Source organism: Novosphingobium sp., assembly GCF_041905565.1.
GTDB lineage: Bacteria > Pseudomonadota > Alphaproteobacteria > Sphingomonadales > Sphingomonadaceae > Novosphingobium.
On record NZ_JAYRKX010000015.1, the window covers coordinates 12,457 to 34,676 of the forward strand.

23 protein-coding genes are annotated in these 22,220 nt (G+C 67.5%); 10 read left to right on the plus strand and 13 right to left on the minus strand.

Annotated features, from left to right (window positions below; translation table 11 throughout):
- The 7 genes from ruvA to ACE3N9_RS12475 all read right to left on the minus strand — a co-directional run bounded on the left by ruvA (position 1) and on the right by ACE3N9_RS12475 (position 3,389).
- Positions 1-600, minus strand: coding sequence for a Holliday junction branch migration protein RuvA (ruvA, locus tag ACE3N9_RS12445; protein WP_374284060.1), 600 nt, complete (start codon positions 598-600; stop codon positions 1-3).
- A gap of 71 nt (positions 601-671) precedes the next feature.
- The gene (locus ACE3N9_RS12450) at positions 672-1,013 is read right to left on the minus strand and encodes a hypothetical protein (RefSeq protein ID WP_374284061.1); all 342 of its coding nucleotides are present in this window, start codon (positions 1,011-1,013) and stop codon (positions 672-674) included.
- A 36-nt stretch (positions 1,014-1,049) separates the two neighbouring features.
- Positions 1,050-1,550: a crossover junction endodeoxyribonuclease RuvC gene (gene ruvC / locus ACE3N9_RS12455; protein ID WP_374284160.1), complete on the minus strand. Its 501-nt coding sequence runs from the start codon at positions 1,548-1,550 to the stop codon at positions 1,050-1,052.
- Positions 1,547-2,299 (minus strand): YebC/PmpR family DNA-binding transcriptional regulator, encoded by a 753-nt coding sequence (locus ACE3N9_RS12460; protein WP_374284062.1) that lies wholly within the window; start codon positions 2,297-2,299, stop codon positions 1,547-1,549. Before ACE3N9_RS12460 ends, ruvC begins: the two co-directional genes overlap by 4 nt.
- Before the next feature lie 56 nt (positions 2,300-2,355).
- A complete protein-coding gene (locus ACE3N9_RS12465; RefSeq protein ID WP_374284063.1) occupies positions 2,356-2,673 on the minus strand; it encodes a heavy metal-binding domain-containing protein in 318 nt (105 codons plus the stop codon).
- A 60-nt stretch (positions 2,674-2,733) separates the two neighbouring features.
- Positions 2,734-2,970 carry a DUF2312 domain-containing protein gene (locus ACE3N9_RS12470; RefSeq protein ID WP_374284064.1) on the minus strand — a complete coding sequence of 79 codons (237 nt, stop codon included), beginning with the start codon at positions 2,968-2,970 and terminating at the stop codon, positions 2,734-2,736.
- Between the two features lie 83 nt (positions 2,971-3,053).
- Positions 3,054-3,389, minus strand: coding sequence for a DUF1244 domain-containing protein (locus tag ACE3N9_RS12475; protein ID WP_374284065.1), 336 nt, complete (start codon positions 3,387-3,389; stop codon positions 3,054-3,056).
- Between the two features lie 66 nt (positions 3,390-3,455).
- Here ACE3N9_RS12475 and pyk point away from each other — a divergent pair, with 66 nt between their 5' ends.
- Positions 3,456-4,913, plus strand: a complete 1,458-nt coding sequence (pyk, locus tag ACE3N9_RS12480) for a pyruvate kinase (RefSeq protein WP_374284066.1) — start codon at positions 3,456-3,458, stop codon at positions 4,911-4,913.
- 3 nt (positions 4,914-4,916) lie between these two features.
- Here pyk and ACE3N9_RS12485 read toward each other — a convergent pair whose 3' ends face one another.
- Entirely contained in the window at positions 4,917-5,570 is a 654-nt protein-coding gene (locus tag ACE3N9_RS12485; RefSeq protein ID WP_374284068.1) for a YggS family pyridoxal phosphate-dependent enzyme, read from the minus strand.
- Here ACE3N9_RS12485 and ACE3N9_RS12490 point away from each other — a divergent pair.
- From ACE3N9_RS12490 to ACE3N9_RS12500, 3 genes are all read left to right on the plus strand, one after another.
- Positions 5,569-6,138 carry a thiamine phosphate synthase gene (locus ACE3N9_RS12490; RefSeq protein ID WP_374284069.1) on the plus strand — a complete coding sequence of 190 codons (570 nt, stop codon included), beginning with the start codon at positions 5,569-5,571 and terminating at the stop codon, positions 6,136-6,138. The genes ACE3N9_RS12485 and ACE3N9_RS12490 overlap by 2 nt on opposite strands.
- A gap of 66 nt (positions 6,139-6,204) precedes the next feature.
- The gene (locus ACE3N9_RS12495) at positions 6,205-8,565 is read left to right on the plus strand and encodes a DNA translocase FtsK 4TM domain-containing protein (RefSeq protein ID WP_374284070.1); all 2,361 of its coding nucleotides are present in this window, start codon (positions 6,205-6,207) and stop codon (positions 8,563-8,565) included.
- Between the two features lie 9 nt (positions 8,566-8,574).
- Positions 8,575-9,861, plus strand: a complete 1,287-nt coding sequence (locus tag ACE3N9_RS12500; protein WP_374284071.1) for an acetyl-CoA hydrolase/transferase family protein — start codon at positions 8,575-8,577, stop codon at positions 9,859-9,861.
- On the opposite strand, the gene ACE3N9_RS12505 is transcribed toward ACE3N9_RS12500, so the two are convergent.
- Complete coding sequence (locus tag ACE3N9_RS12505) at positions 9,833-10,339, minus strand: GDYXXLXY domain-containing protein (RefSeq protein ID WP_374284072.1); 507 nt, start codon at positions 10,337-10,339, stop codon at positions 9,833-9,835. The two genes, ACE3N9_RS12500 and ACE3N9_RS12505, sit on opposite strands and share 29 nt — an antisense overlap.
- Positions 10,339-11,487: a DUF2157 domain-containing protein gene (locus tag ACE3N9_RS12510; protein WP_374284073.1), complete on the minus strand. Its 1,149-nt coding sequence runs from the start codon at positions 11,485-11,487 to the stop codon at positions 10,339-10,341. Before ACE3N9_RS12510 ends, ACE3N9_RS12505 begins: the two co-directional genes overlap by 1 nt.
- Positions 11,488-11,576: 89 nt before the next feature.
- Here ACE3N9_RS12510 and ald point away from each other — a divergent pair, with 89 nt between their 5' ends.
- Positions 11,577-12,692, plus strand: coding sequence for an alanine dehydrogenase (gene ald, locus ACE3N9_RS12515; RefSeq protein WP_374284074.1), 1,116 nt, complete (start codon positions 11,577-11,579; stop codon positions 12,690-12,692).
- On the opposite strand, the gene ACE3N9_RS12520 is transcribed toward ald, so the two are convergent.
- Both ACE3N9_RS12520 and ACE3N9_RS12525 read right to left on the minus strand, forming a co-directional pair.
- Complete coding sequence (locus ACE3N9_RS12520) at positions 12,689-13,099, minus strand: acyl-CoA thioesterase (protein ID WP_374284163.1); 411 nt, start codon at positions 13,097-13,099, stop codon at positions 12,689-12,691. The two genes, ald and ACE3N9_RS12520, sit on opposite strands and share 4 nt — an antisense overlap.
- Positions 13,096-15,150, minus strand: a complete 2,055-nt coding sequence (locus tag ACE3N9_RS12525) for a S9 family peptidase (RefSeq protein WP_374284075.1) — start codon at positions 15,148-15,150, stop codon at positions 13,096-13,098. The genes ACE3N9_RS12520 and ACE3N9_RS12525 overlap by 4 nt, the downstream gene beginning before the upstream one ends.
- A gap of 53 nt (positions 15,151-15,203) precedes the next feature.
- On the opposite strand from ACE3N9_RS12525, the gene ACE3N9_RS12530 reads away from it, so the two are divergent.
- The 5 genes from ACE3N9_RS12530 (at position 15,204) to ACE3N9_RS12550 (ending at position 20,478) form a co-directional block, all read left to right on the plus strand.
- Positions 15,204-17,009, plus strand: a complete 1,806-nt coding sequence (locus ACE3N9_RS12530; protein WP_374284076.1) for an aminopeptidase P family protein — start codon at positions 15,204-15,206, stop codon at positions 17,007-17,009.
- A gap of 51 nt (positions 17,010-17,060) precedes the next feature.
- Positions 17,061-17,429 carry a VOC family protein gene (locus ACE3N9_RS12535; RefSeq protein ID WP_374284078.1) on the plus strand — a complete coding sequence of 123 codons (369 nt, stop codon included), beginning with the start codon at positions 17,061-17,063 and terminating at the stop codon, positions 17,427-17,429.
- A gap of 232 nt (positions 17,430-17,661) precedes the next feature.
- A complete protein-coding gene (locus ACE3N9_RS12540; RefSeq protein WP_374284079.1) occupies positions 17,662-18,306 on the plus strand; it encodes an EF-hand domain-containing protein in 645 nt (214 codons plus the stop codon).
- Between the two features lie 28 nt (positions 18,307-18,334).
- The gene (locus tag ACE3N9_RS12545) at positions 18,335-19,066 is read left to right on the plus strand and encodes a response regulator (protein ID WP_374284080.1); all 732 of its coding nucleotides are present in this window, start codon (positions 18,335-18,337) and stop codon (positions 19,064-19,066) included.
- On the plus strand, positions 19,066-20,478 hold the full coding sequence (locus tag ACE3N9_RS12550) for an ATP-binding protein (protein ID WP_374284082.1): 1,413 nt from the start codon (positions 19,066-19,068) through the stop codon (positions 20,476-20,478). The genes ACE3N9_RS12545 and ACE3N9_RS12550 overlap by 1 nt, the downstream gene beginning before the upstream one ends.
- A gap of 125 nt (positions 20,479-20,603) precedes the next feature.
- On the opposite strand, the gene ACE3N9_RS12555 is transcribed toward ACE3N9_RS12550, so the two are convergent.
- Entirely contained in the window at positions 20,604-22,178 is a 1,575-nt protein-coding gene (locus ACE3N9_RS12555; RefSeq protein ID WP_374284083.1) for a helicase HerA-like domain-containing protein, read from the minus strand.
- Positions 22,179-22,220 lie beyond the last annotated feature (42 nt).

Here is a 22,220-nt window from a genome sequence, read left to right on the forward strand (position 1 = left end):
CTATCCCGCTGCCCGCTTCAGACCCACCCGGATCAGCGCATCCAGGCTGGCTCCTTCGCCCAGCTCGTCGAGCGCGCGGGCGACGGCCTCGGTGGCGACGTTTGGCTTGAAGCCGAGGTTCTGGAGCGCCGAGACGGCGTCCTGGCTGGCCGAGCCCGGCGGCGCGGCGGCGACGGCGGCGCCGCCCGCACTGGGCAGGGCGCCGGCCTTGTCCTTGAGTTCATTGACGATGCGGCTGGCCAGTTTCGGCCCGACGCCTTGCGCGCGGGCGACCATGGCGGCGTCCCCGCCGGCGCAGGCGCGCTGCAGGTCTTCGACCGAGAGGGCGGAAAGGACGGCGAGCGCCATTTTCGAGCCCACGCCCTGCACCCCGGTCAGCAGGCGGAACCAGGCCCGTTCATCGCCGCTGGAGAAGCCGATCAGGCGCATGTCATTCTCGCTGACCTGCAGTTCGGTGTGGACCGTAACCCGGTCCCCGCGCAGGCCCATGGCGCCGAGCGTCTTGGCGCTGGCGTGGACGAGGTAGCCCACCCCCGCAACGTCGATCACCGCCCAATCGGGGCCAAAATCATCGAGCAGGCCGGTGAGCTTTGCGATCATGGTTTGTTCCTGCCGCAAAACCACCCGGCTGGCAATCCGCCGCGCGAATTATCCGGCAGGGGCCGGGGCGGTCAAAGCCGCGGCAGGCGAATATCGGCCCCCAGCTTGCAGGCAAGGGCCGCGCCGCCGACCTGCAGCATGGTTTCGCCATCGCGCAGGGACCCGGCAACGCGAACCAGATCGCCAAAGGTCATCGGTCCGTCGCGGCGATAGTCGCGCGCGGCGCGTGCCAGCCGGTCGACCTGCCCGGTGGTCAGGTGCCCGCGCAGGAATTCGGAGGCGCAGCTCGCCTGGTTGCGATCCAGCCCATAGCGCATCAGCGCATCGGCGATCTGGTAACGGCTGGCGACGCAGCCCGACAGGGCAAGCCCGGCCATGGCGGCAAGGGTGGCGGTTTTGGCAACATGCGGCATGAACACCTCCGGTTTTGCCCCCGGCAGCGCGGATGCCTAGCGTAGCGATGCTGAACCCTTGATTGCAGGACTGCCGAGCAGGTGCGCGTGGGCAATCGCCACGGCCAGCGCGTCCGCCGCGTCCGCTCCGGCCAGCTTCACGCCGGGCAGCAGCACTTTCAACATGGCCTGAACCTGCGCCTTTTCCGCCCCGCCAGTGCCGACGACGGCCTTCTTGATCAAGCTGGGCGCATATTCGGCCACGCCCAGCCCCGCGCGCGCCAGAGCCAGCAGGCAGACGCCGCGCGCCTGCCCCAGCTTGAGCGTAGATTGCGGGTTCTTGTTGACGAACACTTCCTCCACCGCGCCCGTATCGGGGCGGTGGCGCAGGATCACGTCGGTCAGTTCGCGATCCAGCGTGACAAGCCGTTCGGGCAGGCTCTGCCCCGGATCGGTTTTCACCTGACCGTTGGCGATATGGGTCAGCCGGTTGCCGCTTCTGGCGACCACCCCCCAGCCGGTACAGCTGAGGGAGGGGTCGAGGCCGATGATGATCAGCCCAGCTTCTCCATCACCGCGTCCGAAATCTCGTAGTTGCCCCACACGGTCTGGACGTCGTCATCATCGTCCAGCGTGTCGACCAGCTTGAGCAGGGTGCGGGCGGTGTCTTCATCGACATCGACCTTGAGGCCGGGCCGCCAGGCCAGCTTGACCCCTTCGGCTTCGCCCAGCACGGGTTCGAGCGCCTTGGCCACTTCGTGCAGCGAATCGACGCTGGTCCAGATCGAGTGGCCGCCTTCTTCGCCCATGTCGCTTTCGACATCTTCGGCACCGGCTTCGATCGCGGCTTCCAGCACCTTGTCCTCGTCACCGGCCCCCACCGGATATTCGATCAGCCCCAGCCGGTCGAACCCGTGGCTGACCGCGCCGCTGGCGCCCAGGTTGCCGCCGTTCTTGGCAAAGGCGGTGCGCACGTTGGTGGCGGTGCGGTTGCGGTTGTCGGTCAGCGCCTCGACGATCAGGGCCACGCCGCCCGGGCCGTAGCCTTCGTAGCGCACTTCCTCGTAGTTCTCGCCGTCGCCCTTGCTCGCCTTGTCGATCGCGCGCTGGATGTTGTCCTTGGGCATCGACTGCGCCTTGGCCGCGTTGACCGCGGCGCGCAGACGGGGGTTCATGTCCGGATCGGGCATGCCCATCTTCGCCGCGACGGTGATTTCGCGCGACAGCTTGGAAAACTGGGCAGAACGCTTTTTGTCCTGCGCACCCTTGCGGTGCATGATGTTCTTGAATTTGGAATGGCCTGCCATGGGTCTGCCGTCAGCTAGGAGTGGATTTGCGCCCGCCCCTAGCCGAGACAGGCCGATCAGACAACCACGGCGGTGCCCGAGCAGGTAACCATCAGCATCGACCCGTTCGAGCCGAGCACTTCGTAGTCAAGATCGACCCCGATCACCGCGTTGCCGCCCAGCTTGGCCGCTTCGGCTTCCATTTCGGCAATTGCCTGGCGGCGGGCATCGGCCAGCACGTCCTCATAGGCGCCCGAACGGCCGCCGACGATGTCGCGGATGCTGGCGAACAGGTCGCGGAACAGGTTGGCGCCAACGATCACCTCGCCGGTGACGATGCCAAGGTACTGCTTGACCGGCTGGCCTTCGATCAGCGCGGTGGTGGTGGAAATCATCGGGGACATTCCTTTCGCAAAGCCATCCTGGCCAAGGAGATAGGAATGCCCCGGTGAAGATCAACCGAGGCCGAGCGCGGCCTTGTAGAGATCGAGGATCGCTTCCATTTCCTTGCGGTCGTCGGGCTTCATCTTCCGCAGGCGCACGATCTGGCGCATGATCTTGGCGTCATAGCCGACCGCCTTGGCTTCGGCGTAGACGTCCTTGATATCGTCCTGGATGCCCTTCTTTTCTTCTTCGAGGCGTTCAACGCGCTCGATCAGCAGGCGCAGGCGGTCGTCGGTGGCTTCGGCCATCGGGGAAAACTCCAAGCTAGATGAATCGGTTGGCGGCGCGATAGCGGCCCGCGCGGATTCGGGCAAAACGCGGCCTGTGGAAATCAGTGGCCGGGGGCGTTCCGGGCCATGCTTTCGGCCATGCGCGCCAGTTGTTCGGGCGTGGCTTCGACATGGAACCGCGCCTTCCATTCGGCGCTGGGCATGCCGTGGATCACCTCGCGCGCGCCGTCCTTGTCATAGGGGGCACCAGCCTCGCGGATCCAGTCGGCCAGGCAATTGCGGCAGAACCCCGACAGGCCCATCAGGTCGATGTTCTGGGCATCGTGGCGGTGGCGCAAGTGGCGCACCAGGCGGCGGAACGCGGCGGCGGCGACCGCATCGTCCAGCGCGTCGAGGGGATCGCCGGGGTTCGCATTCGTATTTTCGGAACAGCTCATGGGGTAATCCTTGGGTTTTCAGCCCGCCTTTGCCATAGCGCAAGGTGGAAGTGAAAGGGTGCAAAAGTGGCAAAGTTCGATCCGCGCGGCCGCAAGGTCAAGATTCTGGCGACCTTGGGCCCGGCCAGCCGCAGCCCGGAAATGATCGAGAAGCTGCTGCGCGCCGGGGCCGACGCGTTCCGCGTCAACATGAGCCACGGCGACCATGAAACCCACGCCGCCACGATCGCCGCGATCCGCGCGGTGGAACAGGATGTGGGCCGCCCGGTGGCCGTGCTGTGCGACCTGCAAGGCCCCAAGCTGCGCGTCGGCCAGTTTGCCGGCGGCAAGGCGGTGATCCGCCACGGCAGCCACTTCACTTTTGACCGCGATCCGGCGCCAGGCGATGACTCGCGCGTCTGCCTGCCTCACCCGGAACTGTTCGGCATCCTGCAGAAGGGTCAGCGCCTGCTGATCGACGATGGCAAGCTGCGGCTGAAAGTGATCCGCGCCGATGCCGATGCGATCCTCTGTTCGGCCGAGGTGGGCGGGGTGATTTCCGACCGCAAGGGCGTGAACGTGCCGGATGCCGTGGTGCCGGTGCCCGCGCTAACCGAAAAGGACCGCCGCGACCTCGCCTTCGCGCTGGACCAGGGGGCGGACTGGATCGCCCTGTCGTTCGTCCAGCGGCCCGAGGACGTGGCCGAGGCGCGCAAGCTGATGGGCACGTCGCAGACCGCGCTGATGGCCAAGATCGAGAAGCCCGCGGCCATTGGCCGGCTTGAGGAAATCATCGAACTGGCCGACGCGATCATGGTCGCGCGCGGCGATCTGGGCGTCGAACTCAACCCCGAGGAAGTGCCCCCGCTGCAAAAGCGGATCGTCGAAACCACCCGCCGCAGCGGCAAGCCGGTGGTGGTGGCGACGCAGATGCTCGAATCGATGATCGAAAGCCCAGCCCCGACCCGCGCCGAAGTGTCGGACGTGGCCAATGCGGTCTATGACGGGGCAGATGCGGTGATGCTGTCGGCCGAAACCGCCAGCGGCGCCTGGCCGGTTGAAGCGGTGACGATCATGCACCGGATCGCCGCGCAGGTGGAAAGCGATCCCGGCTACGCCGCGCGGGTCCACTTCACCCAGGTCCGGCCCGATGCCACCACCGCCGATGCGCTGGCCTTGGCTTCGGCGTCGATCGCGCAGACGGTCAGCGTCGCGGCAATCGCAGTGTTCACGGGTTCGGGCAGCACCGCCCGGCGCGTTGCGCGCGAGCGGCCGAGCGTGCCGGTGCTGGTGCTGACCCCAAGCCAGCGGATCGCGCGGCGACTGGCGCTGCTGTGGGGCGCCCATGCCGTCCAGACCAAGGACATCGGCAGCTTCGAGGAGATGATCGCCAAGGGCAAGCGCATGGCGCTGCGCCACGGTTTTGCCGAAGCGGGATCGAAGCTGATCGCGCTGGCGGGCGTGCCGTTTGGCACCCCGGGGTCAACCAACCTGCTGCACGTGGTGACGGTCAGCGGCGACGAGCTGAGCCGTCACGCGGAATAAGGATCAGCCCCGCGCGCCGAACAGGGCCGAGCCGATCCGCACGTGGGTCGCGCCCAGCATGATCGCGGTTTCGAAATCGTCCGACATGCCCATCGACCGGCCCGGCAGGCCATGGTCGCGCGCCAGCTTGTCGAGCAGGGCAAAGAACGGCGCGGCCTCGATCCCGGCGGGCGGCACGCACATCAGCCCGACCACCGGCAGATCGGCGGCGCGGGCCTGTTCCAGCAGCGCGGGCAACTCGGCAATCGCGCAGCCGCCCTTCTGTTCTTCCGCGCCGATGTTGACCTGGACGAAGCACGGCACGCGCCGCCCGGCCTTGTCCATCGCCTTGGCCAGCGCGCTGACCAGCGAAGGGCGGTCGACCGAATGGATGCAATCGAACAGCGCCACAGCATCTTCCGCCTTGTTCGATTGCAGCTGGCCGACCAGGTGCAATTCGATGTCGGGATAGCGTTCGCGCAGCGCGGGCCACTTGGCCTGGGCTTCCTGCACGCGGTTTTCCCCGAACACCCGCTGCCCGGCCGCAAGCAGCGGTTCGATCGCTTCGGCCGGGTGGGTCTTGCTGACCGCGACCAGCGTGACATCTCCGGCCTGGCGCCCGGCAATGCTGGCGGCATGGGCGATACGGGCGCGTGTTTCTTCAAGTGGATGATGCATGGCGCGCTGCTATAGCGGGGCGATGCAGAACCGCCAGTCCCTGCCGCAGCTGTGGCTGCTGTCCGATGCCCGCAACGATGCCGGGCTGGAGCAGGCACTGCGCCGCCTGCCACGCGGCAGCGGCTTCGTGCTGCGCCATTACCACCTGCCCCCGGCCCAGCGCCGCGCCCGGTTCCGCGCGCTGGCGCGGATCGCGCGCGCCTGCGGCCACACGGTCGTGCTGTCCGGCTCGGCGGCCGAGGCACGGCGCTGGGGGGCGGACGGCGCCTATGGCAGCGCTCGGGCGCTGGGCGCGGGCGCGGCGGGGCTGCGGCTGGTCACGGTTCATTCGCTGGCCGAACTGCGCCGCGCGCGGCGGGCCGATGCGGTGTTGTTGTCCCCGGTCTTTCCCACCCGCTCGCACCCGGGCGCGGCGGGACTAGGAACCTTGCGGTTCCGCGCCATCGCGGCATGGGCGCCGATGCCGGTGATCGCGCTGGGCGGCATGGATGCGCGCCGTGCCCGGCAACTTGGCTGGCCGCGCTGGGCAGCCATCGACGGCCTTTCCGCGACGAAGCGACTCGGCTGAATCCCAAGGATTCTTGACGCGGAGTCACCCACGGGCGCATAACGCAGTTCGGACCAGGGGAGCATCATGGCAACACGGGCAGTCACGGCGGGAACGCGGGGCGTAAAGGTCGATTGGCGCACCACGCTGAAGCGCAGCGTGCGGCGCAGCGCGGAAATTGCCGGGGCGCTGGCCTTGCTGGCCGGGGCGGTGTTCCTCGCGATTGCGCTGGTCACCTATCACCAGACCGATCCCAGCGCATCGACCGCATCGGGCGGTCCGGTGCTCAACTGGATGGGCGCGCCGGGTGCCTGGGCGGCAGAACGCGCGCTGTACCTGTTCGGACCGGTTTCAGTGCTGCTGCTGCCGCTGCTCTACGTCTTTGCGCGCAAGCTGTGGCGGCTGGTCGAAGAAGACGACGCCGACCTGCCCCATGCCGACCACGCCTGGTGGCGGCCGATCGGCGTTCTGCTGCTGGCCATGGCGCTGCTGGGCACGGTCATGGCGCTGGCCTTTGCCGATGTCGCTGGCTCGCTGCCCGCGGGCATGGGCGGAATCCTGGGCCTGCTGGGCGCGAAAGGCATTCATGTCCTGGCCGCCCTGCTGCCCGAAGCCGGGCGCGGCTGGGCCACGCTGGCCGCCGCGGTGCTGTGCCTGGCGGGCGGCGCGGTGCTGGCGGGCCGGGTCTTTGCCGTCGACTGGGGCAGCCTGTTCACCCTGCCGACGATCCTGCGCCGCCGCCCCGCGCTGGCCGCAGCCGATGACGGACTGGTCCCGGTCGCCCGCGAAAAGAAGGTGCGCGAGGAGCGCGGCCCCGCGCCGCTGCCCGACACCAACGCCGCGCCGCGCCGCGCGCCCGAAATCACCGATCCGACCCGCCCGGCCAAGCCGGCGCAGTTGTCCAATGCCAGCCGCCAGGGCGACCTGTTCGACGCCTATGAGCTGCCGGGGCTCGACCTGCTCAAGGACGCGCCGCCCAGCAACGCGCAGAAGATCGACAAGCTGGCGCTGGAACGCAACGCCCGCCTGCTCGAAACCGTGCTCGACGATTTCAACGTCAAGGGCGAGATTACCGCTGTGCGCACCGGCCCGGTCGTCACCATGTACGAGCTGGAGCCGGCGCCGGGCATCAAGGCCAGCCGCGTGGTCGGCCTGGCCGATGATATCGCCCGCAACATGAGCGCGATTTCGGCGCGCGTGTCGTCGATTCCGGGGCGCACCGTGATGGGGATCGAGCTGCCCAATGCCGACCGGCAGATGGTCAGCTTCAAGGAAATGGTCGCCTCCGAAGCCTTTGCTGGCCACAAGGGCATGCTGCCGATCATCCTGGGCAAGGACATTGCCGGACAGCCGGTGGTGGCGGACCTGGCGACCATGCCGCACCTGCTGGTGGCGGGGACCACCGGTTCGGGCAAGTCGGTCGGGCTCAACACGATCCTGCTCTCGCTGCTCTACCGCCTGACCCCGGCGCAATGCCGCCTGATCCTGGTCGATCCCAAGGTGCTCGAACTCAAGAGCTACGACGACATTCCGCACCTGCTCTCGCCGGTGGTGACCGAACCCAGCAAGGCGGTGCGCGCGCTGAAGTGGGCGGTCGAGGAAATGGAACGCCGCTACCGGATGATGAGCGAGATTTCGGTCCGCAACCTCGCCGGCTTCAACGAAAAGGTCCGCGCCGCGCAGGCCAAGGGCAAGCCGCTGGGCCGCCGCATCCAGGTGGGCTTCGATCCTGAAACCGGCGAGGAAATGTGCGAGGAGCAGCAGCTCGATTACCAGCCGCTGCCGCAGATCGTGGTGATCGTCGACGAACTGGCCGACCTGATGGTCACGGTCGGCAAGGAAATCGAAGTGCTGATCCAGCGCCTGTCGCAAAAGAGCCGCGCGGCGGGGATCCACCTGATCATGGCGACGCAGCGCCCCTCGGTCGATGTCATCACCGGCGTGATCAAGGCCAACCTGCCGACCCGCATCAGCTTTGCCGTGACCAGCCGGATCGACAGCCGCACGATCCTGGGCGAACAGGGCGCCGAACAGCTGCTGGGCAAGGGCGACATGCTCTACAAGCCCAACACCGATCCCGTCCGCCGCGTCCACGGTCCGTTTGTGTCTGACGAGGAAGTCGAAGGCGTGGCCGATTTCTGGCGCGCACAAGGCAGCCCGGAATACGTCGATTCGGTCACCGAAGAGCCCGAGGACAGCATGTTCGGGTTCGACGACCTGGATGCGACCGCTTCTGACAACCCGGATGAACGCAAGTACCGCCAGGCCTGCCAGATCGTGTTCGAAAGCCAGAAGGCCTCGGCATCGTGGCTGCAACGTCAGCTGGGCGTGGGTTACAACACGGCGGCCAAATGGGTCGAGCGAATGGAAGCGGACGGCTTCGTCGGCCCGGCCAATCATGTCGGCCGCCGCGAAATCTACCGCGACAAGGATGGCCAGCCGCTTTAACCTGCGCGGATGGACGTTCAGGACCTCTACCACCAGCGCCTGACCACTGCCGATGCGGCAGCGGCCATGGTCGAAAGCCAAAGCGACGTCGCGATGGGCATGGCCACCGCCGAACCGCCCGCGCTGCTGGCCGCGCTGGCCCGCCGGGCCGAGGCGGGCACGCTGCACGGGCTGCGGCTGTGGTATTTCCATTCGATGGACCATGCCGCGAAGACGGTGCTGCGCCCCGACCTGCTGGGCCGCATCCGCCCGCACTGCATGTTCATGAGCCGGGTCGAGCGCGAGCTGATCGCCCGGCATCCCGACGCGGTGGAATTCGTCCCCGTGGCCTTCAGCGAAAGCCCGGCGCTGCTGTCGCGCCAGCGCCCGCTCGATGCCTGCGTGACCATGGTTTCGCCGATGGACCGGCACGGCTTCTTCACGTTTGGCACCAGTAACGACTACACGTCAGTCGCGGCGCGCAGCGCGCGCAAGCTGATCGTCGAGGTCAACCCGGCAATGCCGCGGGTGATGGGCGAACGGCCGCTGCACGTCTCCGAAGTCGATGCGATCATCGAGCATTCCTCGCCCCTGACCGAGGTCGAGGAGCCCGCGCTTGCCCCCGAGGACGAGGCGATCGCCGAACTGGTCGCCGCGATGATCGACGATGGCGCCTGCCTGCAGATGGGCATCGGCAACCTGCCCAGCGCGGTCTGCGCGCGTCTGCGCGGCCGCAAGGACCTGGGTATCCATACCGAGCTGATGACCCCGGCACTGGCCGCGCTGATGGACTGCGGGGCGGTGACCAACCGGCGCAAGAAGACCTTCCCCGGGCGCAGCGTGTTCACGTTCGCGCTGGGCGATCGGCCGTTCTATGACTGGCTGGGCGATAACCAGGCGGTTTACAGCCTGCCGGTCGACCTGGTGAACGATCCGCGCCACATCGCCAAGAACGATGGGGTCGTCTCGGTCAATGCCACGCTCCAGGTCCACCTTGGCGGGGCGTGCAATTCGGAATCGATGGGCGGGCGGCAATATTCGGGCGCCGGCGGGCAGCTCGATTTCGTGCGCGGGGCCAATGCCTCGAACGGGGGAATCTCGATCATCGCCTGCCGCTCAACCGCGAAGCAGGGCACCGTGTCGCGGATCGTCGCGCAGCTCGACGGGCCGGTCACCACCCCGCGCAACGACGTGCGCTGGATCGTCACCGAATATGGCGCGGTCAACCTGCACGGCAAGACGATGCAGGAACGCGCCGAAGCGCTGATCGGCATCGCCCACCCCAAGTTCAGGGACGAGCTGGCGAAGTCGCTCTAGGCCGGAAGGTCATGCTCAGCGGGGTCAGGTGGCCATCGGGCCGCAGGCGAACGCGGATCACGCCCTGCAGCTTGGGGTCGGCCAACTTGTCCTGCATGTCGAGCGCCGCGTCCTTGGGTGCATAGAGCCGCCCGCCAACACTTTCACCCCCGCGCCCTTCGCCTCCGACCCGGTAGGGGCAAGGAGCCTGGGGAGCATCGGGATCATCGGCATAGACCGGCACGGCGCGGACCAGATTGGGCGGGGTGCCTTCCAGACACAGCGTGGTCCAGGCCCGCCAATCATCGGGTTTCGGCCCCGGCCAGTCATACTGGAACTGCACATAGTGGCCGCGCAGGATGTCGCGCGGATCATAGCCTTGCACCGGCACGTCCCATTCGGTGCCCTGGCGGCTGAGCATCTCGGTCTGCACCCAGACCGCGCCCAGCCCCAGCAGCGGGAACAGCAGCGCCAGCGCGCCAACCAGCCGGGGGTTCATCAGGCGGTCTCCTTCGGCGGGGCAAAGGTCCGCGCGATCCGCATGGCCCCCCAGGCAATCCCCAGGATCAGCAGCCCGCTGAAGATCAGCCCCGCACCGCTGGTCAGCAGGTTATCGTCCAACTCGAAGCTGAGCACGATCAGGCGCATCGCGATCAGCGCCACGGCGGTCTGGAACACCCCGCGCCAGCCGGCGTGCAGGCTGGCCCCGGCAATCCCCGCCCACAGCGCCATGAACAACAGCGCCGCCAGCACCGAATTGCCCGACAGCGGATGGCTGATCACCAGCAGTGCCGCGCACAGCGCCAGGATCCCACCCGTCGCCTGTCCAGACTTGCCCGGACGCGCCGCTGCGATCGCCGCGCCGGCTGCCACGGCAAACGCTGCCCGCAGCGCCAGCATGCCGAATGACAGCCAGTGGTTGCTGTCATTGTCGAACGAATCGCCGCCGCTGCCGATCACGATCAGGCTGGTCGCCCCCACGCCGTAGGCAAAACCAAGCTGTTCCAGCCGCAGCCAGAACGCGGTGCGCGCCGAACGGGTCCGCCACCATGCGGCGAACGGCGCATAGAGCAGCGGCAGCGCGGTCACCACGGTAACCGCCAGCGGCCCCGGCCCCACGCGGCGGCCCCAGATTGCCCCGCCCAGCGGCTCGGCATAGTCCCACGCCGCATAGACCGAGACCATGAACAGCAGCAGCGCCGCCAGCCAGCTTTGCCCGCGCAGCAGCAGCACGGGGCCAAACAGCACCAGCCACAGCGCCAGCGGCTGCCACAACGGCGAGGCGGTCTGATAGACCTGCCCGACATGGGCCAGGAAGGTCATGCCCAGCATGCCCAGCACGAACAGCACCGCCTCAAGCCCCCAGGGCTGGCGCTGCGCCAGATCATCGCCGCTGCGCCACAGGTATCCCGCCGCCAGCGCGATCAGCGCCAGGTGCACGGCCAGCCGGACCTGACCGGGAATGTCATCCCAGTTGGCCGCGACCACCAGCACCACGCCCAGGCCGATCGCCAGGGCGGCAATCCCGATCACGGCCCACAGCGCCAGGGGGCGGCTGTGCTGCGCTTCCCACGCGCGGATCCGCGCAGCGGTCGGCTCGTCCACCAGTCCGGCTTCAAGCCAGGCCCTGAGCTTGCGTTCGTACATCGCCGGGCAGGCTAACAGGTCCCCGCCGGGGATGGAAGCTTGCAGCAATTTTGTTTCAATTGTAACGATATGCCCGAAGGAGAGCAGCCATGCGTGTCGGCACTGTCAAGGAAGTGAAGAACCACGAATACCGCGTCGGCCTGACCCCGGAAAGCGTGCGCGAGTTGGTCGCCCACGGGCACGAGGTGTGGGTGGAAACCGGCGCGGGCGAAGGGATCGGCGCGACCGACGCGGCCTTTGCCGCCGCCGGCGGGACGATCAAACCGCGCGCCGCCGACATCTTCTCCGGCTGCGAAATGGTCGTGAAGGTCAAGGAACCGCAGGCCGCCGAACGCGCAATGCTTCGCGAAGGGCAGGTGCTGTACACCTATCTGCACCTGGCCCCCGATCCCGAACAGACCGCCGACCTGGTCAAGTCGGGCGTCACCGCGATCGCCTATGAAACCGTCACCGGGCCGGGCGGCACCCTGCCACTGCTGAAACCGATGAGTCAGGTCGCGGGCCGGATGTCGATCCAGGCCGGAGCGACCGCGCTGGAAAAGGCGCATGGCGGACGCGGCGTGCTGCTGGGCGGGGTCCCGGGCGTGCTGCCGGGCCGCGTGCTGGTGATCGGCGGCGGCGTGGTCGGCTTCAACGCCGCGCAAATGGCGGTAGGGCTGGGCGCCGACGTGACCATCCTTGACCGCGATCCCGAAGTGCTCGAACGGCTGGGCACCCATTTCGAAAGCCGCGCCAAGACGCGCTTTTCCAACCGCGCCAACATCGAACAGATGATTTGCGAGGCCGAACTGGTGATCGGCGCGGTGCTGATCCCCGGCGCCGCCGCGCCCAAGCTGGTGACCCGCGACATGCTGAAATGCATGAAGCCCGGCGCGGTGCTGGTCGACGTGGCGATCGACCAGGGCGGGTGCTTTGAAACCAGCCACGCCACCACCCACGCCGATCCGACCTATGTGGTCGATGGCATCGTCCATTACTGCGTGGCCAACATGCCCGGAGCGGTGGCGCGGACCAGCACCTATGCGCTGAACAACGTCACCCTGCCGCACGCACTGCGGATTGCCGAACTGGGCTGGAAAGAGGCCTTGCGGGCCAATCCGCACCTGGCAAACGGGCTCAACGTCTCAGGCGGCAAGGTCACTTACGAAGCCGTCGCGCGCGAGCTGGGCTATGACTACGTGCCGGTGGCCGAGGTGCTGGGCTAGGCTTCGTCGCCAAACGGGCGGAACGGCGCGGTCACCTCGTCACGGACGCGGGCCAGCCGGCCGGTCGAGCGCTCCAGCATCGCCCAGGTGGTGTTCGAACTGACGATCACCTTGCCCGCCGCATTGCGAAAATCGACCCGCCGGTCGAACCGCGCACCGGTGGGGGCGGCGGGGATGAACGTGGTCGCCTCCACGCTCTCGCCAAGGCCGATGTTGCCGCGATAGTCGATCTCGTGCCGGGTCACGACCCAGAAATACTGCGCCTGATGTTCCGGCGCGGCCACGCTGGACCAATGGGCAATCGCAATCTGCTGGATCCAGTCGACCCAGACCGCGTTATTGACGTGGCCCAGCTCGTCGATGTGCTGGGCCTGCGCGGTAAAGGTCATCGTGTGACGGTTGGTCACCGCGCCACGCCCAGCTGCCACAGGATGAAGGCAAACTCCTCTGCCGTTTCCTTGAGGCTTTCGAACCGGCCCGACTTGCCGCCGTGGCCTGCGCCCATGTTGGTCTTGAGCAGCAGCTCGTTGTGGTCGGTTTTCAGCTCGCGCAGCTTTGCGACCCATTTGGCCGGTTCCCAATAGGTCACGCGCGGATCGTTCAGCCCGGCGGTAACCAGCAGCGGCGGATAGGCCTGGGCGCGCACTTGATCGTAGGGGCTGTAACTGTGGATCAGCTCGAACGCGGCCTTGTCCTCGATCGGGTTGCCCCATTCGGGCCATTCACCCGGGGTCAGCGGCAGGCTGGGGTCGAGCATGGTGCTCAGCACGTCGACGAAAGGCACGTGCGCCGCCACCGCGCCCCACAGCTGCGGATCGGAATTGATCACCGCGCCCATCAGCTCGCCCCCGGCGGAACCGCCGGCAATGGCGATCCTGCCCGCTTCGGTCAGCCCGCGCGCGATCAGGCCGTGCGCCACATCGACGAAATCGGTGAAGGTGTTGGTTCGCCATTCCAGCTTGCCGGCCTTGTACCAGGCCCGCCCCAGATCATCCCCGCCGCGGATATGGGCGATGGCATAGGCAAAGCCCCGGTCGAGCAGGCTGAGCCGCGTGGTCGAAAAGCCCGGCTCGATCGCGATGCCATAGGCCCCGTAGCCGTAGAGGTAGAGCGGCCCCGCCCCGGTCCGATCGCGGCGATAGACCACCGAAACCGGCACCTTGGTGCCATCGCGCGCGGTAATCTCCAGCCGCTCGGTCACATAAAGCGCGGCATCGTAGCCCGAGGGGATTTCCTGCACCTTCAGCGTGGTCAGCGTGCGTGCGGCGACGTCATAGTCCATCACGCTGGCCGGGCTGACCATGCTTTCATAGGACAATCGCAGCGTGGTCACCGCCCATTCGGGATTGTCGCCCAGGCCCGCGGTATAGCTCGCCTCGGGAAACTGGATCGGCTCGATGCGGGCCGGATCGTCGTAATAGCGCACCTCGATCTGGTCGAGGCCGGCGCGGCGCCCCTCGATCACATAGAAGTCGCGGAACAACTCGAACCCGGTCAGGTAGAACGCGTCCGAACCTTCGATCAGCGTGGTCCATTCCCCCGGCTCACTTAGCGGCGCAATCGCCAGACGGAAGTTCTCGTGGGCATCGTTGGTGTGGATGAACAGCGTGTCACCGCGCAGGTCGACATCGTATTCCACCCCGGTCTGGCGCGCTTTGACCAGCAGCGGCGGGCTGAGCGGATCGGCAGCCGGCACCAGCCGCACTTCGCTTGTCTCGTGGTCAGAGGTGCCGATGATCAGCCACTGTTCATTGGCGGAGAGCGACGCACCGACGCGGAAGCCATCGTCATCCTCGTGATACAGCTCGACGTCGCTGTCCAGCGGCTGGCCCAGCCAGTGCAGCCGGGCATTGTCGGTACGCCACTGTTCGTTGGCCAGGCTGTAGACCAGCCCCTTGTCCCCCGCGACCCAGACGAGGCCGGACAGCGTGCCGGGAATCTCGTCCGGCAGCACTTTTCCGGTGACCAGGTTCTTGATCCGCACGGTAAAGCGTTCCGAGCCGTTGTCGTCGACCGACCAGGCCAACAGGGTCCCATCCTGCGAGACCGACAGCGCACCCAGGCGGAAGTATTCGTGCCCCTCGGCCAGGGCGACTTCATCGAGAATCAGCTGGTCCGGCCCGCCAGCGACCGGGCGGCGCCACCACTTCTTGTATTCCGCGCCTTCCTCGAACTCGATCCAGTAAAGGTAATCGCCGTCCTTCTGCGGCACCGACTTGTCAGCTTCCTTGATCCGGGCGCGCATTTCCTTGAACAGGGTGTCGATCAGCCCCTGCTGCGGGGCCATGCGCGCCTCGAACCAGGCGTTTTCGGCCTGGAGATGGGCAAGCACTTCGGCGTCCTTGACCTCGGGATAGCCGGGATCGCGCAGCCAGGCGTAATCATCGGCAATCGCGATCCCGTGGTGGGTTTCGACGTGCGGCACTTTCTTGGCGACGGGGGGTGTGGTCAGGGTCATGGCGCGGGTCTATGATGCAGCCATTGTCCCTGCAAGCCGGACCGGACCATTCTATGCTGATGAATACCCATGAGGCGCGGCTCGATGCGCTGCGCAAGGAACTGAACAGCCGCGGGCTCGACGGCTTCGTCGTGCCGATTTCCGACGAGCACATGAGCGAATATGTCGGCGACTATGCCCAGCGGCTGGCCTGGCTGACCGGGTTTGGCGGATCGGCCGGCACCGCCGCCGTGCTGGCCGACCGCGCGGCAATCTTCGTTGACGGGCGCTATACCCTGCAAGTGCGCGAACAGGTCGATGGCAATTTGTTCGAATACCAGTCGGTCCCGGCCACCTCGGTTGCCGCCTGGCTGGCGCAGCATGCGCCCGAAGGCGCGAAGATCGGGTTCGATCCGTGGTTGCACGGCAAGCCCTGGGTCGATGCCTGCAACCATGCCCTGCGCGGCAAGGGCGCGGGGCTGGAGCCGGTCGAGGGTAACCCGATTGACACGATCTGGGCCGACCAGCCGCTGCCCTCCGCCGCCCCGGCAATCGTCCATCCGACCGAACTGGCCGGCCAGTCGAGCGAGGCCAAGCGCAGTCAGGTGGCCGAATGGCTGGGCGCGCGCGGGCTGGACGCGGCGGTGGTTTCGGCGCTGGATGGCGTGGCCTGGCTGCTCAACCTGCGCGGCGCGGACGTCGCCCGCACCCCCGTGGCGCTGAGCTTCGTGCTGGCCCATGCCGATGGCACCGCCGACCTGTTCATTGCCGAGGAAAAGGTCACGCCCGAGCTGCGCGCGCACCTGGGCAACGCGGTGACGATCCGCCCGCGCGAGGCTTTCGTGCCGCAATTGCAGGCGCTGGCCGGCAAGAAGGTTGCGGTCGATCCCGAACGCTCGGTCCAGGCGGTGTTCGCCGCGCTGGAAGGGGCCGGGGCCGAAGTGGTCGAATTGACCGATCCCACCGTGCTGCCCAAGGCCATCAAGAACCCGGTCGAACAGGCCGGGCACCGCGCCGCCCAGGCGCGCGACGGGGCGGCAATCGCCCGGTTCCTCCACTGGCTGAACGTCGAAGCGCCCAAGGGCGGCGAGACCGAGCTGTCCGCCGCTGCCCGCCTGCAAGCGCTGCGCGAGGAAACCGGACTGCTGTGCGACTTGTCGTTCGACACGATTTCCGCCGCCGGCCCCAATGCGGCCAGCCCGCACTACCGGGTGAGCGAGGAATCGAACCTGCCGATCGCGCCGGGGTCGATCTACCTGGTCGATTCGGGCGGCCAGTATGCCGATGGCACCACCGACATCACCCGCACCGTGTGGATCGGCCCGGGCGAGCCCACGGCCGAGCACAAGGACCGCTTTACCCGCGTGCTTAAGGGCCACATCATGCTGGCCACCGCCGTGTTCCCCAAGGGCACGGCCGGCAGCCAGCTCGATACCCTGGCGCGGCATGCGCTGTGGCAGGCCGGGGTCGATTACGCCCATGGCACCGGCCACGGGGTGGGCAGCTTCCTGTCGGTCCACGAAGGGCCGCAGCGCATTGCCAAGGCGGCCGGCGGACAGGCCGGGACCGGGCAGGAACTGCTGCCGGGGATGATCCTGTCGAACGAGCCGGGCTATTACAAGCCGGGCGCATTCGGCATCCGCACCGAAAACCTGATCCTGGTCGAACCGCGCGAGATCGCCGGGATGGAGGGCGAGTATTACGGCTTCGAAACGCTGACCTTCGCCCCGATCGACCGCGCGCTGGTCGATTGCAGCCTGCTGACCCGCGATGAAGTGACCTGGTGGAACCAGTATCACGCCAAGGTCGAACAAGTACTGGCGCCGCAGCTTTCGGGCGAAGCGCTGGCCTGGCTCAAGGCGGCATGCACGCCCTTGTAGAGCTGCTTTGTTCCTGTATTGTTCTCAAATCGAATCGAAGGGAGAACTGCAATGATCGGCTATGTCACCGTGGGCACCAACGACCTGCCCCGCGCCGCGACGTTCTATGACGCGCTCGCCGCGGAAATGGGCACCGTGCGGATGATGGATTTCGACACCTTCATCGCCTGGGGCACGCCCGGCGGCGCGGCGGGGATCGCGGCGACCAAGCCATTCGACGGCCAGCCGGCCACGGTCGGCAACGGGGTGATGGTGGCGCTGGAAGCCCGCGACAAGGAGCAGGTCGACCGGCTTTATGCCATCGCCCTGGCCAATGGCGGCAGTGACGAAGGCGCGCCCGGGCCGCGCGGCGAAGGGTTCTATGCAGCCTATTTCCGTGATCCGGATGGCAACAAGCTCAACGCCTTCGTGATGGGCTGAGCGGCCTTGGCGGCGCTGCGGCCGGGCCGCGCGGGCCGCCGTCGCTAAACGTGGGATGAACGGCGCGGCCAGCCCGCGACAAATGGCGACAAATTCGTCCGCATGCGGCATAATTGCGAGACAAGCCGTCCCTAGAAGGGTGGACAGGAAGCCGCGGGTTCCTCTGGTTCCCCCCTCCCCCTCCCTCCAGGGACCCGCGGCTTCGCCTTTTTTCAAGGATGGGAACGCACCGATGAAGAAGCTTGCTCTTGGCCTGACCGCCGCCACCGCCATCTCCCTTGCCGGCGTGGCCGCGCTGGCCCAGCCCGCCCCCGGCCCGATGGATCCGATGGCAGGCAAGACCGTGACCAAGGCGGAAGCCCAAGCGATGGCCACCAGCATGTTCGCGAAGATGGACGTCAACCAGGACGGCAAGCTGGACCAGGCTGATCGCGAAGCGCGCCGCGCCCAGCGTCAGGCCGAACGGTTCGGCCAGCTCGACACCGACAAGAACGGCGCCATCTCGCGCGAGGAATTCGCCGCCGGCCACGCCCGCCGCGGCGATGGCCCGGACGGCAAGGGCCCCGGCCACCGGGGTCATGGCGACAAGGGCGGCAAGCACGGCATGAATGGCCGCATGGGCCACGGCGGCGGCATGATGATGCTGCACATGGCCGATGCCAACAAGGACAAGGCCATCAGCAAGGACGAGCTCCTGGCAGCCCATGCCAAGCATTTCGATCAGGCCGATGCCAACAAGGACGGCAAGCTGACGCCCGAGGAACGCAAGGCCGCGCACGAAAAGATGCGCGCCATGATGGGCAAGATGCGCGGCGGGCATGACGGCCACGGCAAGCATGGTGGCATGATGCCGCCGCCCCCACCGTCGGCCAACTGATCCCGGCACTTACGGAGCCGACTACCCGATGACAGAAACATTGCCGATCCGCCTGTTGCTGGTCGATGATGAAAAGTCCCTGCGCGAACCCCTGGCCGACTACCTGTCGCGCCAGGGGTTCGACGTGTTGCAGGCCGCCAGCGCCGCCGAAGCGCGCAGCCTGCTGCGCACCGAGCGGCCCGACCTGGCCCTGCTCGACATCATGATGCCCGGCGAAGACGGCTTGTCGCTGTGCCGTCACCTGTCGGAAAGCCAGTCGATCCCGACGATCATGCTGACCGCCCGGGGCGAGGCGATGGACCGCATCGTCGGACTGGAAATCGGTGCTGACGATTACGTCGTGAAGCCGTTCGAACCGCGCGAACTGGTCGCGCGGATCCGCTCGGTCCTGCGCCGCGCGGCCAAGGGCACACCGCCCCCGGCCGAAGACGAGGTGCTGGAATTCGAAGGCTGGCAACTCGATCCGCTCAAGCGGCGGCTGACCGATCCCGAAGGGGTGATGGTCTCGATCTCATCGGTCGAGTTTCGCCTGTTGATGGCCTTTCTTGAACATCCCCGCCAGGTGCTGGACCGCGACCGGCTGCTCGACATGGTCCAGGGCCGCGAAGCACACCTGTTCGACCGCGCCGTCGACAACCAGATCAGCCGCCTGCGCCGCAAGATCGAGGTCGACAGCCGCAACCCCACCCTGATCCAGACCGTCTGGGGCGGCGGCTACATGCTGGCCACCGACGTCCGCCGCATCCGGGCCGGCAGCTGATGTCCGCCGCCTTCCCGCGCCTGTGGCCGCGCAGCCTGCAAGGACAATTGCTGGCCGCCGTGGCGCTCGCCCTGCTGGTCGCGCAGGGGATCAGCGCCACCCTGCTGTGGCGCGCCCAGGCCGAACGGCGCGAAGCCGCGCTGGTCCACGCCGCTGCGATCAAGCTGGTCGGCGCCGTGAACGAGGACCAGAACCCCCGCCGCATCGCCGGGCACATGCCGGAGGCCCTGGCCGCCGCCCGCCACACCCGGGTCGAACGCGCTGCCGCCAGTCCGCTGCGCGGCGACGAGGCCCGCGCCGATGAAGCCGAGGAAGAGCTGCGCGAGATTCTGGCGGGACAAGGGATCGATGTGGGGCAGGTCGCCGTGACCCACCGCGATCTCGCCGAAGACCCGACCATGGCCCGGCGCGTCGCGCGCCGCGCCGCAGTGATCGGCCATCGCGGCCCGCCCTCGCCCGATCACCTGCTGGTTGCCGGGGTCGAACTGAAGCCGGCCGGCGGCTGGGTCGTGGTGCGAGTGCCGGTGCCGAAAGTCGAACGCGGGCTGATCGTCACCCTGCTGGGCCAGACCCTGCTGCTTTATGGCCTGCTGCTGGGCACGATCGCCTTCATCGTCGGGCGCATCACCCGCCCGCTGAAGGCCCTGACCGGGCGGCTCGAACGCTTCGCCGAAACCCGCCAGGCCGATGGCCAGCTCCAGCCCGAAGGGCCGGACGATATCCGCCACCTGATCCAGGCGCACAACGCCATGGAAGACCGCATCGCCAGCCTGCTCGATGAAAAGGACGTGATGCTGGGTGCCATCGGGCACGACCTGAAGACCCCGCTGGCCGCGCTGCGGGTGCGGATCGAAAGTGTCGAGGACGATACCGAGCGCGCGAGGATGGCCGCGACGATCGAGGACATCACCCGCAGCCTGGATGATATCCTGAGCCTCGCCCGGGTCGGCCGGCCAAGCGATCCCAAGGAAAGCGCCGACCTGTCCGCGCTGGTCGCCCAGGTGGCCGAGGAATACGAGGACATGGGCGAGCCGGTAACGCTGGAGCCGGGGCCGCGCGTGGTCATGCCGCTGCGCGCCACCTGGCTGCGCCGCGCGCTGCGCAACCTGATCGGCAACGCGCTGCGCTATGGCAAGACGGCGCGGGTCAGCCTGGACAAGGACCAGAGCCGCGCGGTGATCCGGGTGGAAGACGACGGCCCCGGGATTCCCGAGGCCGACCTGGCTCGAATGCTGGAGCCGTTCACCCGCGGCGATCCGTCGCGCAACAGCCTGACCGGCGGCGCGGGGCTGGGCTTGACCCTCGCCCGCGCGATCGCCGAACAGCACGGTGGCAAGCTGGAACTGGCCAACCGCCAGGCCGCCGACGGCAGCGTGGCCGGGCTGACCGCGACTATTACCCTGCCGCTGTAGCGCTACCGCGACCCGGAAGTGACTGACGGCGACCCGGCCCTTGCCACCGCCACGCTAAACAGTTGGCCCCCGGGTCAAGCCCGGGGTGACGGCGGAGTGAGCCAGGTGCAAGTCCCTCAAACCGCCTAGCGCAGCAACCCGCCCAGCAGACCGCGCGCGAACCGGCCAAGCAGTTGCCCTCCCAGCGCCGTGCCGATTGCGCCCGCTGCCGCGCTCGCCGCCGAGGCGACCGGCGATCCGCCCGATTTGCGCCCGCTCATCTTGCGGGCGATCATCGTCCCGGCCGAAGCTGCCGCCGCGCCGAAGGCGGCCTTGCCGGCCTTTTCCCACATGCTGGGGGTGGCGCGCGGCTGGGCGCGCTGGGCCTGTTCGCCCTGCTCCTCGACCACCTGGGCGGCCTGGGCGGCGTCCTGCGCCTTTTGCTGCAACACTTCGGCGGCGCTTTCGCGGTCGACCGCCTGATCATACTTGCCGTCGAACGGGCTGATCGACTGGATGATCGCGCGCTCCTTGGCCGTGATCGGACCCAGCCGGCTGCGCGGCGGGGCGATCTTGGTGCGCTGGACCACGGTTGGCGCGCCTTCCTCGTCCAGCGTGGAGACCAGCGCTTCGCCAACCTTCAGCTCGGTGATCGCCGTTTCGACATCAAGCTCCTTGTTGATGCGGAAAGTTTCGGCGGCGGCGCGGATCGCCTTCTGGTCGCGCGGGGTGAAGGCGCGCAGCGCGTGCTGCACCCGGTTGCCCAGCTGCCCGGCGATCTTTTCGGGAATGTCGATCGGGTTCTGGGTGACGAAATAGACGCCCACCCCCTTGGACCGGATCAGCCGCACCACCTGCTCGACCTTGTCGAACAGCGCCTGGGGGGCCTCGTCGAACAACAGGTGGGCTTCGTCGAAGAAGAACACCAGCGTCGGTTTTTCCGGATCGCCCACTTCGGGCAGCGCCTCGAACAACTCGGACAGCAGCCACAGCAGGAAGGTGGCGTAAAGCTTCGGGCTTTGCATCAGCTTGTCGGCGGCGAGCACGTTGATCACGCCCTTGCCGTTTTCGTCGGTACGGATGAAGTCGTTGATTTCAAACGCGGGTTCGCCAAAGAACCGGTCCGCGCCCTGGCTGGCGAAGGACAGCAGCTGGCGCTGGATCGTACCGACGCTGGCCTTGGAAATGTTGCCATAGGTCGTGGCCAGCTCGCTCGCCCGTTCGGCGCAGGCGATCAGCACCTGTTGCAGGTCCTCGAAATCGAGCAGCAGCAGGCCGTTGTCATCGGCCCACTTGAAAGCGATGGTCAGCACCCCTTCCTGCGTTTCGTTAAGCCCCATCAACCGGCTGAGCAGCAGCGGCCCCATTTCCGAAATGGTGGTGCGGATCGGGTGGCCCTGTTCGCCATAAAGGTCCCAGAACACTGCCGGGTTGTCCTTGTAGGCGAACGGGTCGATGCCCAGTTCCTTCGCTCGCCCCTCGATCACCGCGGCGTGCTTGAAGTCATGGCTACCGGCCATCGAGATGCCGGAAAGATCGCCCTTCACGTCGGCCAGGAACACCGGCACGCCGCGATCGGAAAACTGCTCGGCCATGCTTTGCAGCGTCACCGTCTTGCCGGTGCCAGTGGCGCCTGCGACCAGGCCGTGGCGATTGGCCCGGCCAAGCTTCAGCGTCTGGCGCTCTCCGTTCGAGGCAAGGCCGAGGTAGATGTCTTCCATGCGATACTCCAAGCGACTCTGAGTGCTTGGAATAGTGCGGGA